This is a genomic window from Actinomadura chibensis NBRC 106107 (assembly GCF_001552135.1).
Classification (GTDB): Bacteria; Actinomycetota; Actinomycetes; order Streptosporangiales; family Streptosporangiaceae; genus Spirillospora; species Spirillospora chibensis.
Genome location: NZ_BCQP01000004.1, coordinates 122,465 through 142,349 on the forward strand (window position 1 = coordinate 122,465; position 19,885 = coordinate 142,349).

A 19,885-nucleotide genomic window follows, 5' to 3' on the forward strand; every position below is an offset into this window, starting at 1 on the left:
CCCGGCCGGTTATGCCCGGCGGCCGGGGCGACGTGCCTCGGGACGAGGTGCCTCAGGACGACGTGCCGAGGCGCCGCTGCTCGTCCTCGACGATCCGCCGGGCGAGGGACTGCTCGGAGACGTCGACCGCGTCCGGCGTCCGCTCGGCGAGGTCGCTGTAGCGGGCGTACTCGTCGAACAGCCGGGTCTTGTCGTGGAGGATCTCCAGCATGCGGGCGTCCACGCCGCCGGGGGTGAGGAGGCGGTGCACCTGCACCGTCCGGACCTGCCCCATCCGGTGCGCGCGGGCGACCGCCTGCGTCTCCATGGTCGGCTTCACCTGCGGCTCGCAGATGATCACTACGGACGCGGCCTGGAGGTTCAGCCCGACCCCGCCCGCCTGGATCTGCGCCAGCAGGACGGCGTGTCCGGCCTGGGCGGTGAACGCGTCCACCAGCTCCTGGCGGCGCGCCGCGGGGACGTCGCCGGAGATCGGCCCGCGTGCCTGCGGGAGGGCCTGCCGCACGGTCTCCAGCACGTCCCGGAAATAGGAGAAGACGACGACCTTCAGGTCGTTCTCCGCCGCCTCGCCGACCAGCTCCACCAGGCGGCTGAGCTTGGCCGACCGCTTCGGGACGGCGTACGCGGCCCGCCGCATCGCCATGAAGTTCCCGGCCGCGACGGCCCGCCGGTAGGCCCGCGCGTCCGCCCGGCTGAACTCCTCCAGCTCGTCCACGTGGACGAGTTCGGGCAGCTCCGTGAGGACCTCCCGCTGGTTGCGGCGCAGGTAGACGGGCGCGACCGCGGCCCGGAACGCGCGCGGGCCGAGCGCCGCGTCGCTCGGCCGGATCCGCTTCGCGACCTCCGGGCTCAGGTGTGCGACCAGGCTGCGGAACTCCTCCACCCGGTTCTCCATCGGCGTGCCCGTCAGGAAGAGGACGTTCTCCGTCCGCGCGCACCACCGGGCGACGGCCTTCGCACGGCGGGTTTCGTGGTTCTTGGCGTAGTGCGCTTCGTCCACGACGAACATGCCGATATCGACGCTTTCCGGTATTTCCAGGGCGTGCAGGGTGGCGAGCGTCGTCACGGCGACGCCGCCGTCCGCGGCCCATCTCCGCAGCGCCGCCGCCCGTCCCGATCCGTGCAGCGGGTGCGCGGCGAGCGCGCTGCGCGACTCGATCTCGCGCAGCCAGTTGATCAGCACGCTGGCCGGGCACGCCACGAGGAAGTGCGTCGCTCCCCGCGCCCTCAGATGCGCGATCGCGGCGATGGCCTGGACCGTCTTGCCGAGCCCCATCTCGTCGCCGAGGATCACCCGCCGCTGGACGAGCGCGAACCGCGCCCCGAACGCCTGGTAGCCCCGCAGCGACACCCGCCGGTAGGCGTCGTCGAGGGGCTGGGCCTTGACCCGCGCGGCAAGGTCGTCCGGCAGGAACCCCTCGGCGGCCTCCGGCTCCAGCGCCGCGAGTTCCGCGAGGACGGTCTGGTACTCGGACGCCCGCAGCTCGAAGTCGATCCACGCCTCGTCGGCCGACACCTCGGGACGCAGCAGGTCGACCGACGCCTGCGACATCAGCAACCGGCTCCGCCCGGACGCCCGCAGCGCCTCCGCCAGCTCGCCGACCGCCGCCCGCGCCCGCTCCCGCCGCGCCGGTCCCGCGAGGATCCGCCGCCACCACGACCCGGCGGGCCGCGCGTCCCGCACGAGCGGCCCGAGCCGCGCGCTGACCTCGTGCGCGGCCGTCCGCGCCTTGGGCAGGTCGGGCCCGGCGTTCACGAGCCGGTGCAGCGCGACGACCACCGGCGTCATGACCTCGTCGCGCCGCCCGACGTCGACGCGCACGGCCGCCGACCGCTCCGCCGCCTCCGCGAGACTCCCCGCCGCCGCGTGCAGCTGCTTCGCCGTCTGCGGCCCGACACCGGGGATCAACTGCAACCGGTACGGGGGAGTGTCCAGGACGTCGGCGACGCTCGCGAACCCGGCGTCCTCCAGGGGCCCGAGCCGCAGCCGCCCCTCGGTGACGTCCTTCAACCGCGCGACCGGAATCGACGCGAGCTGCTCCCGCGCCGCCTCCTTCCGCAACGGCGCCAGCGCCTTCTGCACCTCCGCCACGGCCCGCCGATGGTCGCCCAGCAGGTCGCGGGCGGCGCCGAGCAGCGACCTCCCGTCCCGCAGGACGCCCTTCGACTCGTATGCCATCCCGACCCCTAACCGCAAACCCCGCCACATGATGCCAGCGCCCCCCGACACCCCGCCTTAGCCTGGACGGCATGGACGATCTGGCGGGAAGACGCACCGGTGAGCGCATCCAGGTCCTCCGGGAGCGCAAGGGGCTGACGCGTCCGACGCTCGCCGGGCTCGTCGGGAAGTCCGCGTCCTGGCTGAAGGGCATCGAGAACGGGCGGCGCCTGCCGCCCCGGCTGCCGACCCTGGTGCGGCTGGCCGAGGCGCTCGGCGTGGGCGACGTCGCGTTGCTCGCGGGCACCGACATGGACCTCGGCGACGCGGCGTCCATCCCGGTCGCGTCCTTCTCCCGCATCCCGCATGACGCGGTCCCGGCGATCCGGGACGCCGTCCGCGAACCGCTGCTCACCGTCACCGCGCCGGGCGCGGACGTCGCGGCGCTGGCGTCCCGCACCGCGCAGGCGTGGCGGCTCTGGCACGGCTCGCCCACGCACCGCACCGACGTCGGCCGCATTCTCCCCGCCCTCCTCCGCGACGCCCGCGTCGCCGTGCGCGTGACCGAGGGCGACGAGCGACGCGCGGCCAACGCCCTCCTCTCGGACGTGTACGCGCTCGTGCAGCACGAACTCGTCTGGGCGGCCGAGCCCGAACTGGTCTGGGTCGTCGCCGACCGCGGCGTGGCCGCCGCCCACACCGCCGACCAGCCGCTCTCCCTGGCGGGCGCGGCGTGGACGCTGGCGATCGTCCAGCGGTCCATGGGCGACGTTGACGGCGCACTCGGACTCGTCAACGAGGCGGCGAACCTCCTCAGACCCCGCCTGGAAACCGGGCCCGTCGAACTCCGCGCCATGTATGGCGCCCTTCTTCTGCACGCCGCCACGTCGAGCGCCCGAGACGGCCGCGAAGGCGACGCGCTCCGCTACCTGGACGAAGCACAGACCACGGCGGAACGACTCCCCACCGGCTACCACCACCCGTGGACCCAGTTCGGCTCGTCCAACGTCGCCGTGCACGCGGTATCAGTGCGGGCCGACCTGTCGAAGTCCTCGGCGGCCCGCGACGAGGCCCGCCGCATCGACCCGGACACGATCCCGAGCCGCGAGCGCCGCGCCCGCCTCATGGTCGAGACGGCCCGCACCTACCACCGCCAGCGCGACCACTCCGCCGCGCTGGACTGGCTCGAACGCGCCTACCCGGTCTGCAACGACTCGGTCCACTACTCGCCGCAGGCCCGCCAGATGGCCTCCGACGCCGTCGACCACGGCGGCCCCATGATCGCCCGCCGCGCCCACGCCTTCGCCCGCCTCCTCGGCCTCCCCGTGTGACCGCACCGCGCCCCGCGACCAGGGGCGCACAGCGCACCCCAGCGCGCACGGGCGCGAAGCGCGGCCCTCGCGCCGACGCCCGCACCCCATGCTCTCCGTGACCAAATGAACACAGTCCAGGAGGGGTGCGTCGAGCGTGCCGAGCAACAATCAACCGCCACGGCTGTTCGCATGGGATGTGCGGGGCGAGGACGTCGCTCGCGGCGGGGTGACCGATGATCGGAATGCCGCGATCCGGCACGTCCATGAGGCGATGCGCGGGTTCGGCTCCGGTGCGTCCGGGGAGGTGCGGCGGGTCGCGCTCGCGCCGGACGGCAGCGCCGCCTACGTCGACCTTGACATCGTGGGCGAGGCGTGGCGTGACAAGGGCAGCGGTGCGATCGTGTGGCGCGGCGCATGAAGGCGACCGCTCACTTGGACGCCCTTGCGGATGCGCTCGCGTTCGCGGGCTGGTCGTGCGTCCCGCGCTACGAGGTGACACCGGCGCTCCTGCGCGTCTTCTCTCCGTCCGCGCCGATCATCGGGGAGAGCATCAGTGTCAAAGCGGGCGTGGGCGGCGTGCCGTGGTTCATCTCCTCGACCGGCGACCCGCTCAGGCCCTGCCATGACCTCACCGGCTCCTGCATCGAAATCTCCGCCCGACTCGCCCCATTCGTAGCGGCCGCCCGGATGTCCGGACGCAGGGCGCGAACCCGACGCTTTCCCTGGTGGCGGTGAGCCGATTATTGGAGGTCGGTTCTCTTTACGGTGCCCTGCGGACCGGCTGTTTGGACGGGGTTGCTCGGTGGGGATTGGACGGTGTTCCCGTAATGGTCGATGGCGCGGATCGCGTAGGTGTGGGTGCTGCCCGGGGGCAGGTCGGCGTCGGTATGGGTGAGGGGTTTCAGGTCCCAGAATCTGGAGGGGGAACCGAGGGCATGGACGATGGTGGCGCCGTCGCGGACGACCTCGTATTTCAGTTGCCTGTTGTCGCGGTCCCAGGTCTGGGTCCAGGTGACGGTCAGGGCGCCGGTGGTCCCGTCGGGCCTGGTGACCGTGGGTGCCTTGATCGGCTGAGGTGAACCGGTGTCCTTCTGGACGGTCAGATCACCGAAACGGGTGAGTCCCTGTTGGGGCTGCCCGTTCACGGTGGTGAAGTCGCCGCCGACCCAGAGGCGGTGTCCGTCGTTGTCCATGGCGCGGGGGCCTTGGCCGTCGGTGGGAGCCGCGTTGGTGTCGGCGAACCAGTGCAGGATCGGCGGGGTGTCGTAGCGGGCGGGGTCGGGTTTCGCGGGTTCGGCGAGCAGGCGCTGGTGGCCGTCGTTGTCCAGTTGCGGGAACCCGTCGGGCTGGCTGGCGCAGTCGTGGGCGTGCGAACCGCTGTACAGGACGCCCCCGAGCAGGCTGATGGTCTCCGTCCCGCCTTTGCAGTGGTCGATCCAGCGCAGGACACCGCCCTCGGGATCGACGGCCAAGCGTCCGTCGAAGGTGCCGGTACCGGCGGCGCTGACGTAGACGGTGTCGTCGTCGGTTGTCAGGTCGGTCGCCCAGGACTGCCGTGAGTCGTCGATGTACTCCAGGCCCGTCTCCCAGGGGGCGTTGGTGCCGGTGGCGTCGGTGCGGACGGAGCCCAGCCCGTGCGGGGCGACGCCGTTGAGGGTGTTGAACTTGCCGCCGATGACGACCTGGCTCCGGTCGGGGGAGAGCGTCATCGACATCACGCGGCGGTCGGCGGCCGGAGCCCAGGCGGTGAGCGCCCCGGAGGCAGCGTCGAAGGCGGCCAGGCGTTGGCGGGACGCACCGTCGGCGGTGGTGAAGTTGCCGCCGGTGTAGACGGTGGTGGCGCTGACGGCGAGGGCTTCGGCGGCGGCGTCCAGGTCGTGGCGGAAGCCGGTGAGGGCGCCGGTGGGCAGGGTGAAGGAGCCGATCCGGGGCCGCGACTGCCCGTTGATCTTGGTGAACTTCCCGGCGACGTAGAGGGTGCGGGCGTCCGGTGCGGATTCCAGGTCCCAGACGATGACCTCCTGCCCGGCGTTGGCCTCGACGGCGGGGTTCCAGGGCAGCGGCCGTCCGGTGGCGGCGTCGAAGGCGGCCAGGTTGGCGCGGGGGAGTTCGGCGGGGTCTCCCGGCGCGGCGCCGGGCGGCCGGATGGCGGTGAAGGCGCCGCCGACATAGACGGTGCCGCCGACGATCTCGACCGTCCAGACGGTGCCGTTGGTCTGCCAGGTCGGCAGCGGGTCGGCGGTGACGGTGGGGAGCTCTCCGGGCGGCGGTGCCGTGTCGGCCGCCGCTGACGGCGTTCCGGTCACCGCGACGGCGGCGGTGAGCGCGAGGGCGGTGAACGCCGTGGACACGGCGCGCCTGTGACGAGGGTGAAGTGTCCGTGAGAACCAGGGCGCGGTGGGCATCGAGCCCCCTCCAGCGGGGTGACGCGAACCAGGTCGCCATGATCATCACATTTCGCCGGAGTCCCGGCAAGAACAGTGCTGACCAGTTCTGATATTGGAGTCACCCACGTTGTCCAGATCTCGATGCGACATATTTCTGCGCGTGCGGACGCCGCTGTCGCCGGGCCGGTTGACATGGTGTCCGAAAATGGTCCTGATCTTGTCTCTGTCCTGCTGTTTCGGGTGGGCGTCACCGGCTGTCACCGATTGTGGTCTTGATCAAGAACCTTTCGCCCCGCATTGTCGAAGGTGATCACTGCTGGCGTGTTCGTGAGGCGTCCACAATGGCGCGTCTCGCGTCCCTCGACCCGCGAGGAGAAGCGACGTGCCGTTGTTGCCGCAGCCGATGTCAGCCTGGAAGGGCCACGCGTCCCCGGATCCGGTGGGGACGGCCCGGCGGCCGCTGCTCCGCGTGGGACGGCTGCTGCGGACCGCGGCGGCGGGAACGACCGTGGTCTTGGCCGCGGGCCTGGCCACGGTGCCCGCCGCGCAGGCGGACTCCCCGCGCGGCGGGCGCCCCGAGGCCGCCGACCACGAACGCAAGGTGGACGGCGGGCCGCTGAAGGCCCGGCCCCGCACGCCGGACCCGGCGGCGAAGCCGACGCCGGCGGCGAAGGCGGCGTGGCCGAAGCCGGGGACGGCGGAGGTGACCGCGCCGGGCCGTCAGGCCGGACGGTCCGGAACGTCCCAAAACCTGGCATGGGCCAAGAGGCTGCCGGTCGCGCTGGCGCCACCGGGACCGGCGGCCAAGGGCGCGGCGGCGCGTCCGGTCGCGAAGGGGCCGGTGACCGTCGCGGTGCCGGACCGCGACGCCGCCCGGCGAGCCGGGGTCGAGGGGTTCCTGTTCACCCTGACCCCCGCGAAGAGGGGCGTGCCGGGTCGGGTCGGCGTCCGGGTGGACTACTCCGCGTTCGCGCAGGCGTTCGGCGGCTCCTACGGCACCCGGTTGCGGCTCGTCCAACTGCCGTCGTGCGCCGTGACGGCCCCGGCCTCGCCGCAATGCCGGACCACCATCCCGATCCCGGCGTCCAACGACGGCGAGACCCGCACCCTCACCGCGGACGTGGCCACCGCGTCCGGCGCCCCGACGGTGCTGGCGGCGGTCGCCGCGCCCGAAGGGCCGCAGGGCGACTACTCGGCGACGACGCTGGACCCGTCCGCGACCTGGACGACGTCCGGGAGCACCGGCGACTTCACCTGGTCGTACCCGTTGAAGGCGCCGCCGGTCCCGGGCGGGCTGGAGCCGGGCGTCGGCCTCAGCTACTCGTCGCAGAGCGTGGACGGCCGGACGGTCAACACCAACGGCCAGCCGTCCTGGGTGGGCGAGGGTTTCGACTACTGGCCGGGTTTCATCGAGCAGCGCTACAAGCCGTGCGCCGAGGACGGCGCGCCCAAGGACCCGCAGGGCAGGTCCCCGGGCGACCTGTGCTGGGGCTATGAGAACGCGACCGTCACCTGGAACGGCAAGGGCGGCGAGCTGGTCAAGGGCTCCGACGGCACGTGGCGGCTGAAGAACGACGACGGCACGAGGTTCGAGAAGCTGGCCTCGCTCGACACCGGCAACGGCGACAAGGAGGGCGAGTACTGGAAGGTCACCACGACCGACGGGACCCGCTACTACTTCGGCCTCAACCACCTGCCCGGCTACGGCTCCGGCGGCCCCGAGAGCAACTCGGCGTGGACGGTCCCGGTGTTCGGCAACGACCCCAAAGAGCCCTGCCACCAGGACTCCGGGTTCGCCGACTCGTGGTGCCAGCAGGCGTGGCGCTGGAACCTGGACATGGTCGTCGACCCCGACGACAACGCCGCCATCTACCTGTACGACAAGGAGACCAACTACTACGGCCGCAACCTGAAACCGGCCGACGCCACCCTCTACACCCGCGGCGGCTACCTCAAGTCGGTCGAGTACGGGCTGCGCGGCGACAACGTGTTCGCGGGCGCGCCCCCGGCCCGGCTCCTGTTCGACAAGGCCGAGCGGTGCCTTCCCACCGCCACCTTCGACTGCGCCCCCGCCAAGATCGACACCAGCCCCGAGCAGTGGCGGGACACGCCGTGGGACATGAACTGCAAGGCCGGCACCGAATGCAAGGACGGCCACGGCTCCACCAGCCCCACCTTCTGGTCGCGCTACCGGCTCAAGAAGATCACCGCGCAGATCAACCGGGGCTCCGGCTTCGGCTACCGATCGATCGACTCCTGGACGCTGGACCACCAGTGGGGCGCCGTCACCGACGAACGCGACCTGCTCCTCAAGGAGATCCAGCACACCGGGCACGCCGGAGCCACCGCGGCCGACGACATCGCGCTGCCCAAGGTGACGTTCAACCATGTCCCGAGGGACAACCGCGTGGACCAGGCGGGCGACGGCCTGCCCGCCTACACCCGCTACCGCGTCAGCAAGATCTTCGACGAGTCCGGCGGCGAACTCGACGTCGACTACTCGGGGCAGGAATGCTCCCGCACATCGCTGCCCCAGCCGGAGAGCAACACCAAGCGCTGTTATCCCCTCGTGTGGCAACTGCCGAACCAGTCCACACCGTTCACCGACTGGTTCAACACCTACGTCGTCACCGGGGTCGTGCAGAGGGACCGCACCGGCGGCGCCCCCGACAAGGCCACCCGGTACGAGTACCTCGACGGCGCCGCCTGGCATTACGACGATGACGACGGCCTGACCCGGGAGAAGAACAAGACCTGGTCGCAGTGGCGCGGCTACGGGCTGGTGCGGGTCACCACCGGCGCCCCCGGCGCCCCGTCCACCCGGACCGACACCTACTACCTGCGCGGCATGGACGGCGACCGCGCCGCTCCCGGCGGCGGGACCAAGAACGTCACCGTCCCGGACGGCGAAGGCGGCACGATCACCGACCACGACGCCTGGGCCGGTTCCGCGTACCGCACCGTCACCTACAACGGGCCGGCCGGTCCCGTGGTCAGCAAGCAGGTCAACACGCCGTGGCGGTACCAGACCGCGTCCCGGACCCGGGACTGGGGGACGGTCACCGCGAACGTCACCGGCACCGCCCGCACCCGCACGTTCACCGCGATGGACGGCGGCGGCTGGCGGGAGACCCGCGTCGACAACACCTTCGACACCGACGGCAACGGCGGCACCAGCGTCACCGTCGGCCGCGTCACGATCAGCGAAGACCTCGGCGACGTCGCCGACCCCGCCGACGACCGCTGCACCCGCACCACCTACAAGGACAACACGTCCGGCTGGCTCCTGGCCTACCCCAACCGGGTCGACACCGTCGCCGTGAAGTGCTCCGTCACGCCGGACCGGAAGACGAAGGACGACGGCCAGCCCGGACAGGTGATCTCCGACGTCCGCACGTCCTACGACGGGAACGGCTGGAACGTCGCGCCGACGCGCGGGAACGCGACCGTCGTCGAACGGCTCGTCGCGCACGACGGCACCAACCCCACCTACCAGCGGACGGTCTCGACCGAGTACGACCGGTTCGGGCGGCCGACGACGGTGACCGACGCCAAGGGCCAGCCCACCACCACGGCGTACACCGACCAGGACGGGCTCACCCGCCGGACCCGGGTGACGAGCCCCCAGGTCAACGCGGGCGACCCGGGGAGCGCGCACACCACCGTCACCGACTACGAACCGGCGTCCGGTCGCCCCCTGGCCACGACCGACCCGGCGGGCAAGCGCACCGACGTCACCTACGACGCCCTCGGCCGCGTGGCCAAGGTGTGGTTCCCCGACCGTCCGAAGGCGACCGCCACGCCCAGCCTCGAATACAGCTACCAGGTCGCGGACGGGAAGATCGTCGCGGTCGGCACCCGGACGCTGACCGCCGCCGGCGCGCAGCGGCCGCCCACCTACACGCTGTACGACGGGCTGCTGCGGCCCCGGCAGGAGCAGGTCCACGGCCCCGGCGGCGACAAGATCGTCTCCGAGACGCTGTACAACGGCATCGGTCAGCCGCACCGGGTCTACGCGCCCTACTACGCGGACGGCGCCCCCAGCCCGTCGCTGTGGGCGGCGTCGCAGCCGTCCGACATCGAGTCCCAGACCGAGTACACCTACGACGGGCTGGGCCGTGTCACCAAGGCGGCACTGGTCAAAGGGGGCGGCGACGGCCCGCAGCTGTGGGCCACCACCACCAGCTACGGTGGCGGCCGCGTCACCGTCGACCCGCCCCAGGGCGGCACCCCCAGCACCACGTACGCGAACGCCCGCGGCCAGACGACCGAACTGCGGCAGTACCGCGCCGACTCGCCGACCGGGGACGACTACGACGTCACCCGCTACACCTACGCGCCCGGCGGCCAGATCAAGACCGTCACGGGCCCGGTGAACAGCAAGACCCCCGGCGACCCCGCGGCCACCTGGACGTCCACCTACGACCAGGCCGGGCGCAAGATCAAGACCGACGACCCCGACAAGGGCGTCTCCACCTACGCCTACGACGAGCTGGACCGGCTCACCACCGTCACCGACGCCCGCGAGCAGAAGGTCACCACCCACTACGACCCGCTCGGCCGCGTCACCCGGACGACCGACGGCTCCGGGAACGTCCTGACGAGCAACGTCTACGACACCCTCGCCAAGGGGCAGTTGACGTCCAGCACCCGCAAGGCCAAGGACCGCAACGGAGACACCGCCGACTACACGACCACCATCGGCGGCTACGACAACCTGTACCGGCCCACCAGCACGACCTTCACCGTCCCCGGCTCCGAGGGCCTGGGTACGCAGTTCACCTACTCCAGCACGTACAACGCGGACGGCACCCTCAAGACCAGCACGCTGCCCGCCGCCGGGGACCTGCCCGCCGAGACCCTCTCCCACGGGTACGACGACCTGACCCGTCCCACCACGCTCGGCGGCCTCTCCGGCTACGTGTCCGGCAGCACCTATTCGCCCACCGGCAAACCCCTCCAGTACGAGCTGAGCGCCGGGCAGAAGAAGGCGTGGCTGACCTACCAGTACCAGGCCGTCACGCAGCGGGTCTCCAAGTTCCAGGTCACCCGCCAGGACGCGGCGACCACGCCCGACCTCGACGCCGCCTACACCTACGACGACGCCGGGAACATCCGCCAGATCGCGGACGCCTCGCCCGCCGGGCAGGACACCCAGTGCTTCCGCTACGACCACCTGCGCCGCCTCACCGACGCCTGGTCGCAGAGCGCGGCCGCCTGCCCGTCCGACGGCGCCGCCCCCACCATCGGCGGCCCCGCGCCCTACAGGTTCACCTACCGGTACGCCACCGACGGCAGCCGCACCGACGAGACCCAGTACCACAAGAACCCGGACGGTGCCGTCCAGACCACCACCCGCGGCTACGACTACGCCTCCGACCCGGACGTCACCGGCTACAAGGGCCACCAGCTCGCCAAGGTCGCCCAGACCGGCACCAGCCCCTACAGCGGCGGGCCCGGCACCGAGACGTACGCCTACGACAAGACCGGCAACACCACCGCCCGGACCCACACCTACACCGACAACGGCGCCACCAAGACACGCACCCAGACCTTCGCCTACGACCCCGAAGGCGAGATCAGCTCCATCACCCAGCAGGAGACCGGCAAGCCCGACGAGAACCACAGCTTCGTCTACGACACCGACGGAGAGCGCCTGATCAAACGCGACGCCACCGGCGTCACGCTCTACCTGCCCGGCATGGAGGTCAAACTTCCCACCGGCGCCGCCCAGCCGACCGCCACCCGCTACTACGACCACGGCGGGCAGACGATCGCCACCCGCACCGCCGCGGGCGTGACCTTCCTGGCGCCCGACCACCAGGGCACGAGCCTCATCGCCATCGGCGCCTCGGGCGGGCAGTCGTCCCAGCGCCGCACCACCCCGTTCGGCCAGGAACGCGGCACCACCGGCGCCTGGCCCGCCGGCATGGACAAGGGCTTCGTCGGCGGCACCAAGGACACCACCTCGCTCACCCATCTGGGAGCCCGAGAATACGACCCGAACACCGGACGCTTCACCACGGTCGACCCGGAGTTCGACATCGGCTGGCCGCAGAGCTGGAACGGCTACGCCTACGCCGACAACAACGTCCCCACCAGCGCCGACCCCGAGGGGACCGACGGTCCCCTCACCGGCAACACCGAGTGCTACTACTCGGGGAAGAACTGCGACAGCGGCCCCAGCCCGGCGAACAAGGGCGGCGGCACCTCGCCCCCGCCCGTCAAGAAGAAGAAGTGGTGGCAGAAGGGCCCGGCCGGCGTCGTCGTCAACGGCTTCAACGGCTTCGTGGACGGCGCCGTCACCGAGGCCGTCGAGATCTTCCAGTTCCCCGGCCAGCTCAGCAACGCCATGGCCGGCGCGACCGCCGCGCCCTACTGCAAGGCCGGGAACGCCGCCGCCTGCGGGATGGTCGGTCAAACCACCGAGGAACCCGAGCCTGTCCACGTACCGATCGGCGGCGACCCCAAATCCAAGGTGTACAAGGTCTCCAAGGTCGTCGGTGAAGTGGTGGGCATCCCCATTCCCGGCGCGGGCGGCCTCCGCGGGATCAGAGTCGCCACCAAGGCTCCCCGCCTGATCAGAGTCCTCGCCAACGTCGTCCGCAGGACCGGCCCCCGGACCACCCTGCGGCACGCCCAGTGCTTCGTCGCCGGAACGCTGATCGCCACCGAGCACGGCGACAGGCCCATCGAGAAGATCAAGGTCGGCGACCGCGTCTGGTCCCGCGACCCCGCCACCGGCAAGCCCAAGCTCCAGCGCGTCGCCCGCCTCTACAAGAAGAAGACGACCGGGCTCGTCACCCTCGACGCCGCGGGCCGCCACATCAAGGTCACCCCCGATCACCGCATCTGGGTCGACGGCAAGGGCTGGACCCTCGCCCGCGACATCAGGCGGGGGGACAGGCTCGTCCGGGCCAACGGCGACACCGCCGCCGTCACCGCGACGGGCACGCTCGCGACCACGGTCACTGTCTACAACTTCGAGGTCGAGGAGACCCACAACTACTACGTCACCGACGCCGGTTTCCTCGTCCACAACGAATGCGGTCTCGCGCTGGGCTTCAAGAAGGTGCCCGGCGCCCCCGGACTCAAGAAGTGGGCGGAGGCCAGAGGGCTCACGCACCACGCGGACGCCGGGCCCAACGACTGGCAGGGACCGGTTCAGCAGGCGATCGCCGACGGCGGCGTCCAACTGCATGTAAATCTGGAAGGCCATTCGAGTAAACCACCCGGGGCGTTCAGCCAGATGTGGAAAGCCGGTCTGAACGGGAGCGAGGGCGCCACCGAGCAGGAGATGTCCTGGATCGCCCGGGCGGTGCGGCACGGGCAACGGGAATGGAGCTCCATCACGTTCTACGACGGTTCCACCCCCCATCCTTTCCCGGAACCGGACTGGGAGACCGAATGGCCGACGAGCGTGGCCCCGAACGGGCAGCTGCGCCGGACACGGGACAAGCCGCTATAACCGGAATTCCGCTGACGCGGTGGAGACCGTTCGCGTGGCGGCACGTCCGACGCATGGGCTAGCCTCTCCGTGAAGACGGGCCTGACAAGGAGCACTGAGGACCGAGGATGAATCAGGAGCGACCGGAGGGCCTCGCCGCGGCGCTACTGGAGGCGGCCGCCGCGGCGGGAATCGATCTGGATGTCCGCCGACCGGCGGAAACGGATCCGACGGTGCTGACGTCCGCCTCCGTGGAGTCCGACCGGGGGACTTTCATCGTGATATCCGGCGCCGATCCCGGCCTTTTCAGCTTCTGGGTGGTCAGCCGCGGTGTCCGGGTCCTGTCGGGCGTCGGCGGGGACCTCTCGGCCATCGCCCAGGTGATCGACGAATGGCGTTCCGGTACCGCGTTGCGTGAAATAGGCGCCAGGTGGACATTCGTCAACGCCGACATCAATGCCGACGAGCGCGAGCGCGGCGACCTCGTCGCCCTGCAATGGAGAGAGCTCCGCGAAGACCCTGATAACGATGAACGGATAATGCCGCTCTTGGAGGCGGCTCACGCCGATCCTCGTCTCCGTGCCCTCTATCCGGTGGTGAGCCATTACCGGCTGCTCTTCAGCCGCCGTGCGGCCCCGCCGTATGAGTTTCTCGGGCTGAAGGCCTATCGCGGGCGCGACGGCGCGCACGTCGTGGCCGGACAGGACGACGTACCGCTGAAGGAGACCCCTTCGGCCGAGGAGGCGATCTCCTTCCTGGCATCGCGGATCGAGGAATCCCGATCACCATGACGGCCGCCACCCGCCTCGCCGGGTGTGTACGGGACGTACGAGGGCGTGTCCGCGTATGGGCGCTTCCCGGAGGGGAGCGGGTCGACCTCGCCCGCGGCAGGTGGAAGCGTCTGCGGGTGCCCGTGGGCGCGCGGCCCTCGTCAAGCGCCGCGGCCGTTCGCCGCGGGCTCGGGCGTCCGGGTTCAGGTGAGGTGGCGGAGGGCCTTGGCCACTGGGGCGGGCCAGGGGTGGGTGCTGTGTCGGCGGATCGTCTTGAGGGTCTCCTCGGGTGGACGGGTCAGCGCCTCCGTCACTATGTCGACCGCGTCCGCGCGCAGGTAGCCGAGGGTGTCGGCGACCAGGAGCGGGCCCCGCGCGGACACGCGGGCGCGGGTGCGGAGTCCGAGGTCTTCGAGGTCGTCGATCAGCCGGGCGCGCTCGGCGGCGGTGAACGGGCCGCCCTGGAGCGCCTCCAGGGCGCGGCGCATCGCCTGGGTGGCGTCGCCGGGGATCTCCACGGTCGTGATGATCGTCCGGCACACGGCGGCGATCGCCTCGCCGTGGTCCGGTGTCGGCGGACGTTCGCCGATCAGATAGCGGGTGTGGACGGCGTCCGACCACGACGCGGGAAGCCGCCGGCCGCTGACCCGCTCGCCGAGCAGCAGGGCGGCGGCCTTGACGTCGGCCCCCGCACCGAACTCCAGGTCGCCCATGTGGCGGGTGAGGAGATCCGGTCGCCCGCCGAGGACGATGTCGGCGTCCAGCAACTCGAACGACGCGGCGACCCGGCCGTCGATCGCGAGCACCGCCTCCGACTCGGAACCGGCGTCCCAGTACGCGCTGTAGGCGGTGCCGCCGTCGGCGGTCAGCGCGCCGAGCACTCCCGGACGGGTGCCGCTGAGGCCGTTCGGCTCCACCGCCAGCCACCACCCGTCCGCCAACGGCCCGACCAGCAGCGACCGTGCCGCTTCGATGGTCAGATCGGCGGGCTTTGCTGGTCCGGCGGTCGCGGGGTCGGCGCCGAAGCCGCGTGCCACCTCGTCTGCGTCGGACGCGGCCGGTTCCGGGCGGCACCAGGTGACGCAGGCGGCCCATCCCAGACCGGCGGCGAGGAGGCGGCGGTAGTGCGCTAAGTGGCCAGGGGGTGCGTTCATGCTCAGCCATTCTGGCGGAGGCGCCGAACGGGCGTCCGCGCGCGGCGCGATCGAGCGCCGCGCGCGGACGCCGGTTCAGCGGACCCAGGGCCAGTCCGCGTCGCGGCCCGCCTCCAGCAGCGGGATGAGGCGGAAGGCCGCGTCGGTCATCCCGGCCAGTTCGTGGCGGGTGCCCGTGCCGGTCGGGATCGCGCCGTGCTGGTATCCGGCGAGGTTGAACGCGTACATCGGCACGTGCGCCGGGGCCGCGTCGGTGACGTTCCCCGCCCACGTGCTGCCGAACGTCTGCATGTCCGACAGGATGACGACCCGGTCGTGCCCCGCGTACGTGGCGCGGACCGAGTCGGCGATGCGGGTGCCGTGCCCGACCTCGCCCGTCCGCTCCACGAACCGGCGGACCTCGCGCAGCACGGACGCGCCGGGGCCGACCGCGTGGCGGAACGTCCCGTCCGCGAAGCCGTGCAGGTCGACGTCGTTCCCGCGCGCCGCGAGCGTCACGCCGAACAGCGCCGCCATCTGCGCGTACGTCATCCGCGACCGCTTCGAGACGCCGAGGGACGTCATCGACCCGGACGTGTCCACGAGGACGAGCGTCCGGCCCGGGAACGCCGGGACGTTCGCCGTGGCCGCCGAGAGCGCCTTGTCCAGGGCGTGGCCCCAGCGCAGCGACGGCGCCGCCAGGTACGCGGAGAAGAACCGGAACGGGAACTGCCGCGACCGCGCGACCTCCTCCGGGTCCGCCAGCCTCGCCGCGACCCGCTCGGCGACCTCGTCGGAGACACCTGCCTCGTCGAAGTTCCGCAGGTTGCGAAGCAGCGCCATGTAGCCCATGGACGGGATCACCGCCTCCCACGCCTTGGCGTCCAGCGGGCCCTGGAGCCAACCGGCGAGCGCCTCCCACGTCATCCCGGCGCGGGCCAGCCGGTCGGGGCCGTCGGCGGCGAGGACCGCCCGCCGGTCCTCGACCGGGAGGGCCATCAGCTCGGCGCGGGCGCGGAGCGTCCGCAGCGACTCCGGGATCGGCTCGTCCCGTCCGTGCCGCCGGTCGAGGGCGTGCTTGAACAGGTCGCCCTGCCACGGCCTGTCCGCCGCCGGAGCCGGGTGGACGAGGTCGACGACGTCGCCGAACCGGAAGCCGCGCGTGTCCGCGTCGTACTTGAGCAGGGACCGCTCGGTGTAGAGCCGCCGGACGGCGTCCGCGATGCCGCGCTTGACCGGCTTCGGTACGGCGCGGCCGTGGGTGGACGTCCAGTAGGCGAGCGCCTCGCCGGGCTCGTCGGCGCGGCGCATGACACTCGCGACGAGCTGCCGGTTGCCGCCGCTCAGGCCCGCGTCCAGGCGCACCCGGACGGCCTCCAGCGCCGCGACCAGGGACGCCGAACGCATGTTGGCCCCGTCGCGCAGCCACGGCAGGAACGCCGCCATCCATCCCGCGTCCTCGACCGCGACCCGGTGGACCAGGCCGCGGAAACGGGCGTCGCGGTCGCCGCCGCTCTCGTAGAAGGCGTCCTCGCCGACCATGTTCGCGACGGCGAGGAGGAAGAGCTCGCTCTTGGCGTCGCGAGCGTAGCCGGGAGCGCCCTCGTGGGTGTGCCCGGATGGCGCCGCCTCGGTCCGGACGGGCCCGGAAACGGCAGCGCGGAGTCGTCCGCGGTTGAACTTCACCATGGGCAAGGCCCCCTTCCAAGAATGGAGGGAGCCTTTTCGCATGCTTCGCGGGACGCCCGAGATCAAAGGTCGGCGACGGTGTCTTATCCCGCTGCTCTACCGTGTTGAGCTACATCCCCTTCGGGGACGGTGGGATTCGAACCCACGACCCGCGGGTCGAATGAAGTATCCGTTGCCTTCGCACCGGGCGCCCGCGAAGCATGTGCTCCCCCCGAGATCAGGTCGGCGTACGGAGTCGCCCTGCCGATCAGGGCCACAGGCCCACGCGGGGGGCCTGCAAGGAGTCGAACCTCGAAGTATCCGTTCGCCTGCGCACCGGGAGGTGCGGTATTCGGTTGTGTATGAAGGGCGTGCCCGAGATCAGGCTTGACGAGAGGCACGAAAGCGCTCTGCCATCTGAGCTACACGAGCCGGAGCTCGCGACGGGACTCGAACCCGCGACCACTCGGTTATGAGCCGAAGTAACTCTCATCTTCGCACCGGGCACACTCTGAAATTGTGGACCCTTCCGAGAACGGAGTCGGCCTCGGGCGGCTTTTTGCAGAAGTAGCCCGCGGCCTTCGCACCGGAAGGACGATGCCTCTAGGAGACCAGGCCCGGCCACGCGAGCACAACCGAATATCCCCACGCGGATGCGGCGGCGGAGCCGATAAGGGAGGAGTTTCCGGCCATTCCCGAGCCGCTCCCGCGCCCACGTGTCCCGTGGTCAGGGCCACGTCGACTACGCCGAGCGGGCCGCCGTCGCCATCACCGAGGTGCGTGGCAACGACCCCGAGCAGTTGGCGCTCCCGCTGTTGCGGCTGCCGCCCGCCGCGCCGCCGACATGCTCGGCGCCCCTATCCCAACCGCCACCCGGCGGCCCTGAAGTTCCGCGGTCCGGGTCGGCCACATATCTCCATGCCGACGCGCGACCAGGGGCCCGGCGACGCATTTCCCGGTTTGTCAAGGCCGAACCAGGCGTCCCCCAAGTGAAGGGGAATCGAATGCGTAAAAGGCTCGTCCTTTCCGTCGTATCCGCCGCGGCGCTCGCCGCGACCGCGGCGTCGGTCCCGCCCGCCGCCGCCGCCGGGCCGCGGCCCGCCCGGAACACGTGGCATCTCACGGTCAAGGTCAGGGAGCTCAGCGGCCCCGGGTGCCCGAAAGGAAGCGTCCGCGCGAGCGAAAGCCTTCGTGACCGCCGCCCACAACTTCGACAGATACATGGGTGAGCGGACCTCGTACAGCTTCGACGGCCCCTACGACGCCAACTGGAAGGTCACTCAGCAGACGCCGGAAGAAAGGCTCGTCTTCCTGCCCTGCGGCCAAGAGCAGTACGTCGTCCTCACCACCGAGCTGCGAGTCGTCCCGCTGACCTCCGACCCGTCGAAGGTCAGTTCCATCACGATGAACGCTGGCGACGAAGGCCTCCGGACGGACTACCACCTCATCTGGAAGCGCTGTCCGCAATAGGAAGGCCGCCGACCGTGCCCTGAGCGGGCGAGCGGACGACGGCCTCCCCGGCAGCCGGACGAGGGAGCGGCGGCTAGATGTCGTAGTAGAGCTCGAACTCGTGCGGGTGGGGGCGGAGGCGGATGGGGTCGATCTCGAACTCGGTCTTCATCGCGATCCACGTCTCGATGAGGTCCGGGGTGAAGACGCCGCCTTCGAGGAGGTAGTCGTGGTCGGTCTCCAGGGCCGCGAGCACCTCGGGCAGCGAGCCGGGGACCTGCGGGATCGCGCGGGCCTCCTCGGGCGGCAGCTCGTAGAGGTCCTTGTCCACCGGCTCGGCGGGCTCGATCTTGTTCTTGATGCCGTCGAGCCCGGCCATGAGCATGGCGGAGAAGGCCAGGTACGGGTTGCAGGACGGGTCCGGGACGCGGAACTCGACGCGCTTGGCCTTCGGGTTCGACCCGGTGATCGGGATGCGGATGCAGGCGGACCGGTTGCGCTGGGAGTAGACCAGGTTGACCGGGGCCTCGTAGCCGGGGACGAGCCGGTGGTAGCTGTTCACCGTCGGGTTCGTGAACGCCAGCAGCGACGGGGCGTGCTTGAGCAGGCCGCCGATGTAGTAGCGCGCGTTGTCGGACAGGCCCGCGTAGCCGACCTCGTCGTAGAAGAGGGGCGCGCCGTCCTTCCAGAGGGACTGGTGGCAGTGCATCCCGGAGCCGTTGTCGCCGAAGAGGGGCTTCGGCATGAACGTGACGGTCTTCCCGGCGGCACGCGCGACGTTCTTGACGATGTACTTGTAGAGCTGGAGCTGGTCGGCGGTCTTCAGCAGCGTGTCGAAGCGGAAGTCGATCTCGGCCTGGCCCGCGGTGCCGACCTCGTGGTGCTGCATCTCGACGTGGATGCCGACGTCGAGGAGCTGCGCGACCATTTCCGAGCGCAGGTCGGTGTAATGGTCCATCGGCGGGACGGGGAAGTATCCGCCCTTGTACGGGGGCTTCGCGCCGAGGTTCCCGCCGGGCTCCTCGCGGCCGGTGTTCCATGCGCCCTCGACCGAGTCGAGGTAGTAGTAGCCGGCGTTCGCCTTCGTCTCGAAACGGACGTCGTCGAAGATGTAGAACTCGGCCTCGGGCCCGAAATAGCAGGTGTCGGCGATGCCGGTGCCGCGGAGGTAGTCCTGCGCCTTCTTCGCCACGTTGCGCGGGTCGCGGCTGTAGGGCTCCCCGGTCAGCGGGTCGTGGACGAAGAAGTTCAAGTTCAGGGTCTTGTGCTGCCGGAACGGGTCCACGACCGCGGTGGACGGGTCCGGGAGCAGCAGCATGTCCGACTCGTGGATCTCCTGGAACCCGCGGACCGACGAGCCGTCGAACATCAGCCCCTCGGTGAAGACGCTCTCGCCGAAGCTCTCGACGGGGAACGTGAAATGCTGCATCTTGCCCGGCAGGTCCACGAACCGGCAGTCGACGAATCGCACACCCTCGTTCCTGATATAGCTCAGGACCTCTTCGGCGCTGCTGAACATCAAGCCTCCTTGGGCGGGTCTTGGCTCATCCGCACGCTATG

At 71.2% G+C, this 19,885-nt stretch carries 11 protein-coding genes and 1 tRNA gene; 6 read left to right on the forward strand and 6 right to left on the reverse strand.

All coding sequences use genetic code 11. The annotated features are described in order from the left end of the window. Window positions 1-52: 52 nt before the first annotated feature. Window positions 53-2,179, reverse strand: a complete 2,127-nt coding sequence (locus ACH01S_RS02440; protein ID WP_174564851.1) for a DEAD/DEAH box helicase — start codon at window positions 2,177-2,179, stop codon at window positions 53-55. A 71-nt stretch (window positions 2,180-2,250) separates the two neighbouring features. On the opposite strand from ACH01S_RS02440, the gene ACH01S_RS02445 reads away from it, so the two are divergent. The 3 genes from ACH01S_RS02445 (at window position 2,251) to ACH01S_RS02455 (ending at window position 4,206) form a co-directional block, all read left to right on the forward strand. Next, entirely contained in the window at window positions 2,251-3,489 is a 1,239-nt protein-coding gene (locus ACH01S_RS02445) for a helix-turn-helix domain-containing protein (protein WP_067884823.1), read from the forward strand. A gap of 208 nt (window positions 3,490-3,697) precedes the next feature. Further along, a complete protein-coding gene (locus ACH01S_RS02450; RefSeq protein WP_148344571.1) occupies window positions 3,698-3,889 on the forward strand; it encodes a hypothetical protein in 192 nt (63 codons plus the stop codon). Then, the gene (locus ACH01S_RS02455; RefSeq protein WP_148344572.1) at window positions 3,886-4,206 is read left to right on the forward strand and encodes a hypothetical protein; all 321 of its coding nucleotides are present in this window, start codon (window positions 3,886-3,888) and stop codon (window positions 4,204-4,206) included. Before ACH01S_RS02450 ends, ACH01S_RS02455 begins: the two co-directional genes overlap by 4 nt. 5 nt (window positions 4,207-4,211) lie before the next feature. On the opposite strand, the gene ACH01S_RS02460 is transcribed toward ACH01S_RS02455, so the two are convergent. Further along, on the reverse strand, window positions 4,212-5,822 hold the full coding sequence (locus ACH01S_RS02460) for a hypothetical protein (RefSeq protein WP_083980213.1): 1,611 nt from the start codon (window positions 5,820-5,822) through the stop codon (window positions 4,212-4,214). Window positions 5,823-6,240: 418 nt separating this feature from the next. Here ACH01S_RS02460 and ACH01S_RS02465 point away from each other — a divergent pair, with 418 nt between their 5' ends. After that, window positions 6,241-13,326, forward strand: coding sequence for a polymorphic toxin-type HINT domain-containing protein (locus ACH01S_RS02465; protein WP_148344573.1), 7,086 nt, complete (start codon window positions 6,241-6,243; stop codon window positions 13,324-13,326). A gap of 107 nt (window positions 13,327-13,433) precedes the next feature. After that, window positions 13,434-14,096 carry a DUF6193 family natural product biosynthesis protein gene (locus ACH01S_RS02470; protein WP_067884835.1) on the forward strand — a complete coding sequence of 221 codons (663 nt, stop codon included), beginning with the start codon at window positions 13,434-13,436 and terminating at the stop codon, window positions 14,094-14,096. 182 nt (window positions 14,097-14,278) lie between these two features. Here ACH01S_RS02470 and ACH01S_RS02475 read toward each other — a convergent pair whose 3' ends face one another. From ACH01S_RS02475 to ACH01S_RS43175, 3 genes are all read right to left on the reverse strand, one after another. After that, window positions 14,279-15,229: a DUF6461 domain-containing protein gene (locus ACH01S_RS02475; protein WP_148344574.1), complete on the reverse strand. Its 951-nt coding sequence runs from the start codon at window positions 15,227-15,229 to the stop codon at window positions 14,279-14,281. Between the two features lie 75 nt (window positions 15,230-15,304). After that, window positions 15,305-16,897 carry a TROVE domain-containing protein gene (locus tag ACH01S_RS02480; protein WP_067884839.1) on the reverse strand — a complete coding sequence of 531 codons (1,593 nt, stop codon included), beginning with the start codon at window positions 16,895-16,897 and terminating at the stop codon, window positions 15,305-15,307. A 417-nt stretch (window positions 16,898-17,314) separates the two neighbouring features. After that, window positions 17,315-17,375 (reverse strand) — tRNA-OTHER (locus ACH01S_RS43175). A 617-nt stretch (window positions 17,376-17,992) separates the two neighbouring features. Between ACH01S_RS43175 and ACH01S_RS44260 the strand changes: the two genes are divergently transcribed. Then, a complete protein-coding gene (locus ACH01S_RS44260; protein ID WP_255220043.1) occupies window positions 17,993-18,346 on the forward strand; it encodes a DUF4360 domain-containing protein in 354 nt (117 codons plus the stop codon). A gap of 73 nt (window positions 18,347-18,419) precedes the next feature. Here the strand turns inward: ACH01S_RS44260 and glnA are convergent, their stop codons facing one another. After that, on the reverse strand, window positions 18,420-19,844 hold the full coding sequence (gene glnA / locus ACH01S_RS02490; RefSeq protein WP_067884843.1) for a type I glutamate--ammonia ligase: 1,425 nt from the start codon (window positions 19,842-19,844) through the stop codon (window positions 18,420-18,422). Window positions 19,845-19,885: the final 41 nt, after the last annotated feature.

What these genes read in the sequence shown, in the direction of transcription:
- ACH01S_RS02440 (WP_174564851.1), bottom strand. Translation starts at nt 2,179, where the DNA reads ATGGCATACGAGTCGAAGGGCGTCCTGCGGGACGGGAGGTCGCTGCTC.
- ACH01S_RS02445 (WP_067884823.1), top strand. Translation starts at nt 2,251, where the DNA reads ATGGACGATCTGGCGGGAAGACGCACCGGTGAGCGCATCCAGGTCCTC.
- ACH01S_RS02455 (WP_148344572.1), top strand. Translation starts at nt 3,886, where the DNA reads ATGAAGGCGACCGCTCACTTGGACGCCCTTGCGGATGCGCTCGCGTTC.
- ACH01S_RS02470 (WP_067884835.1), top strand. Translation starts at nt 13,434, where the DNA reads ATGAATCAGGAGCGACCGGAGGGCCTCGCCGCGGCGCTACTGGAGGCG.
- ACH01S_RS02475 (WP_148344574.1), bottom strand. Translation starts at nt 15,229, where the DNA reads ATGAACGCACCCCCTGGCCACTTAGCGCACTACCGCCGCCTCCTCGCC.
- ACH01S_RS02480 (WP_067884839.1), bottom strand. Translation starts at nt 16,897, where the DNA reads ATGGTGAAGTTCAACCGCGGACGACTCCGCGCTGCCGTTTCCGGGCCC.
- glnA (WP_067884843.1), bottom strand. Translation starts at nt 19,844, where the DNA reads ATGTTCAGCAGCGCCGAAGAGGTCCTGAGCTATATCAGGAACGAGGGT.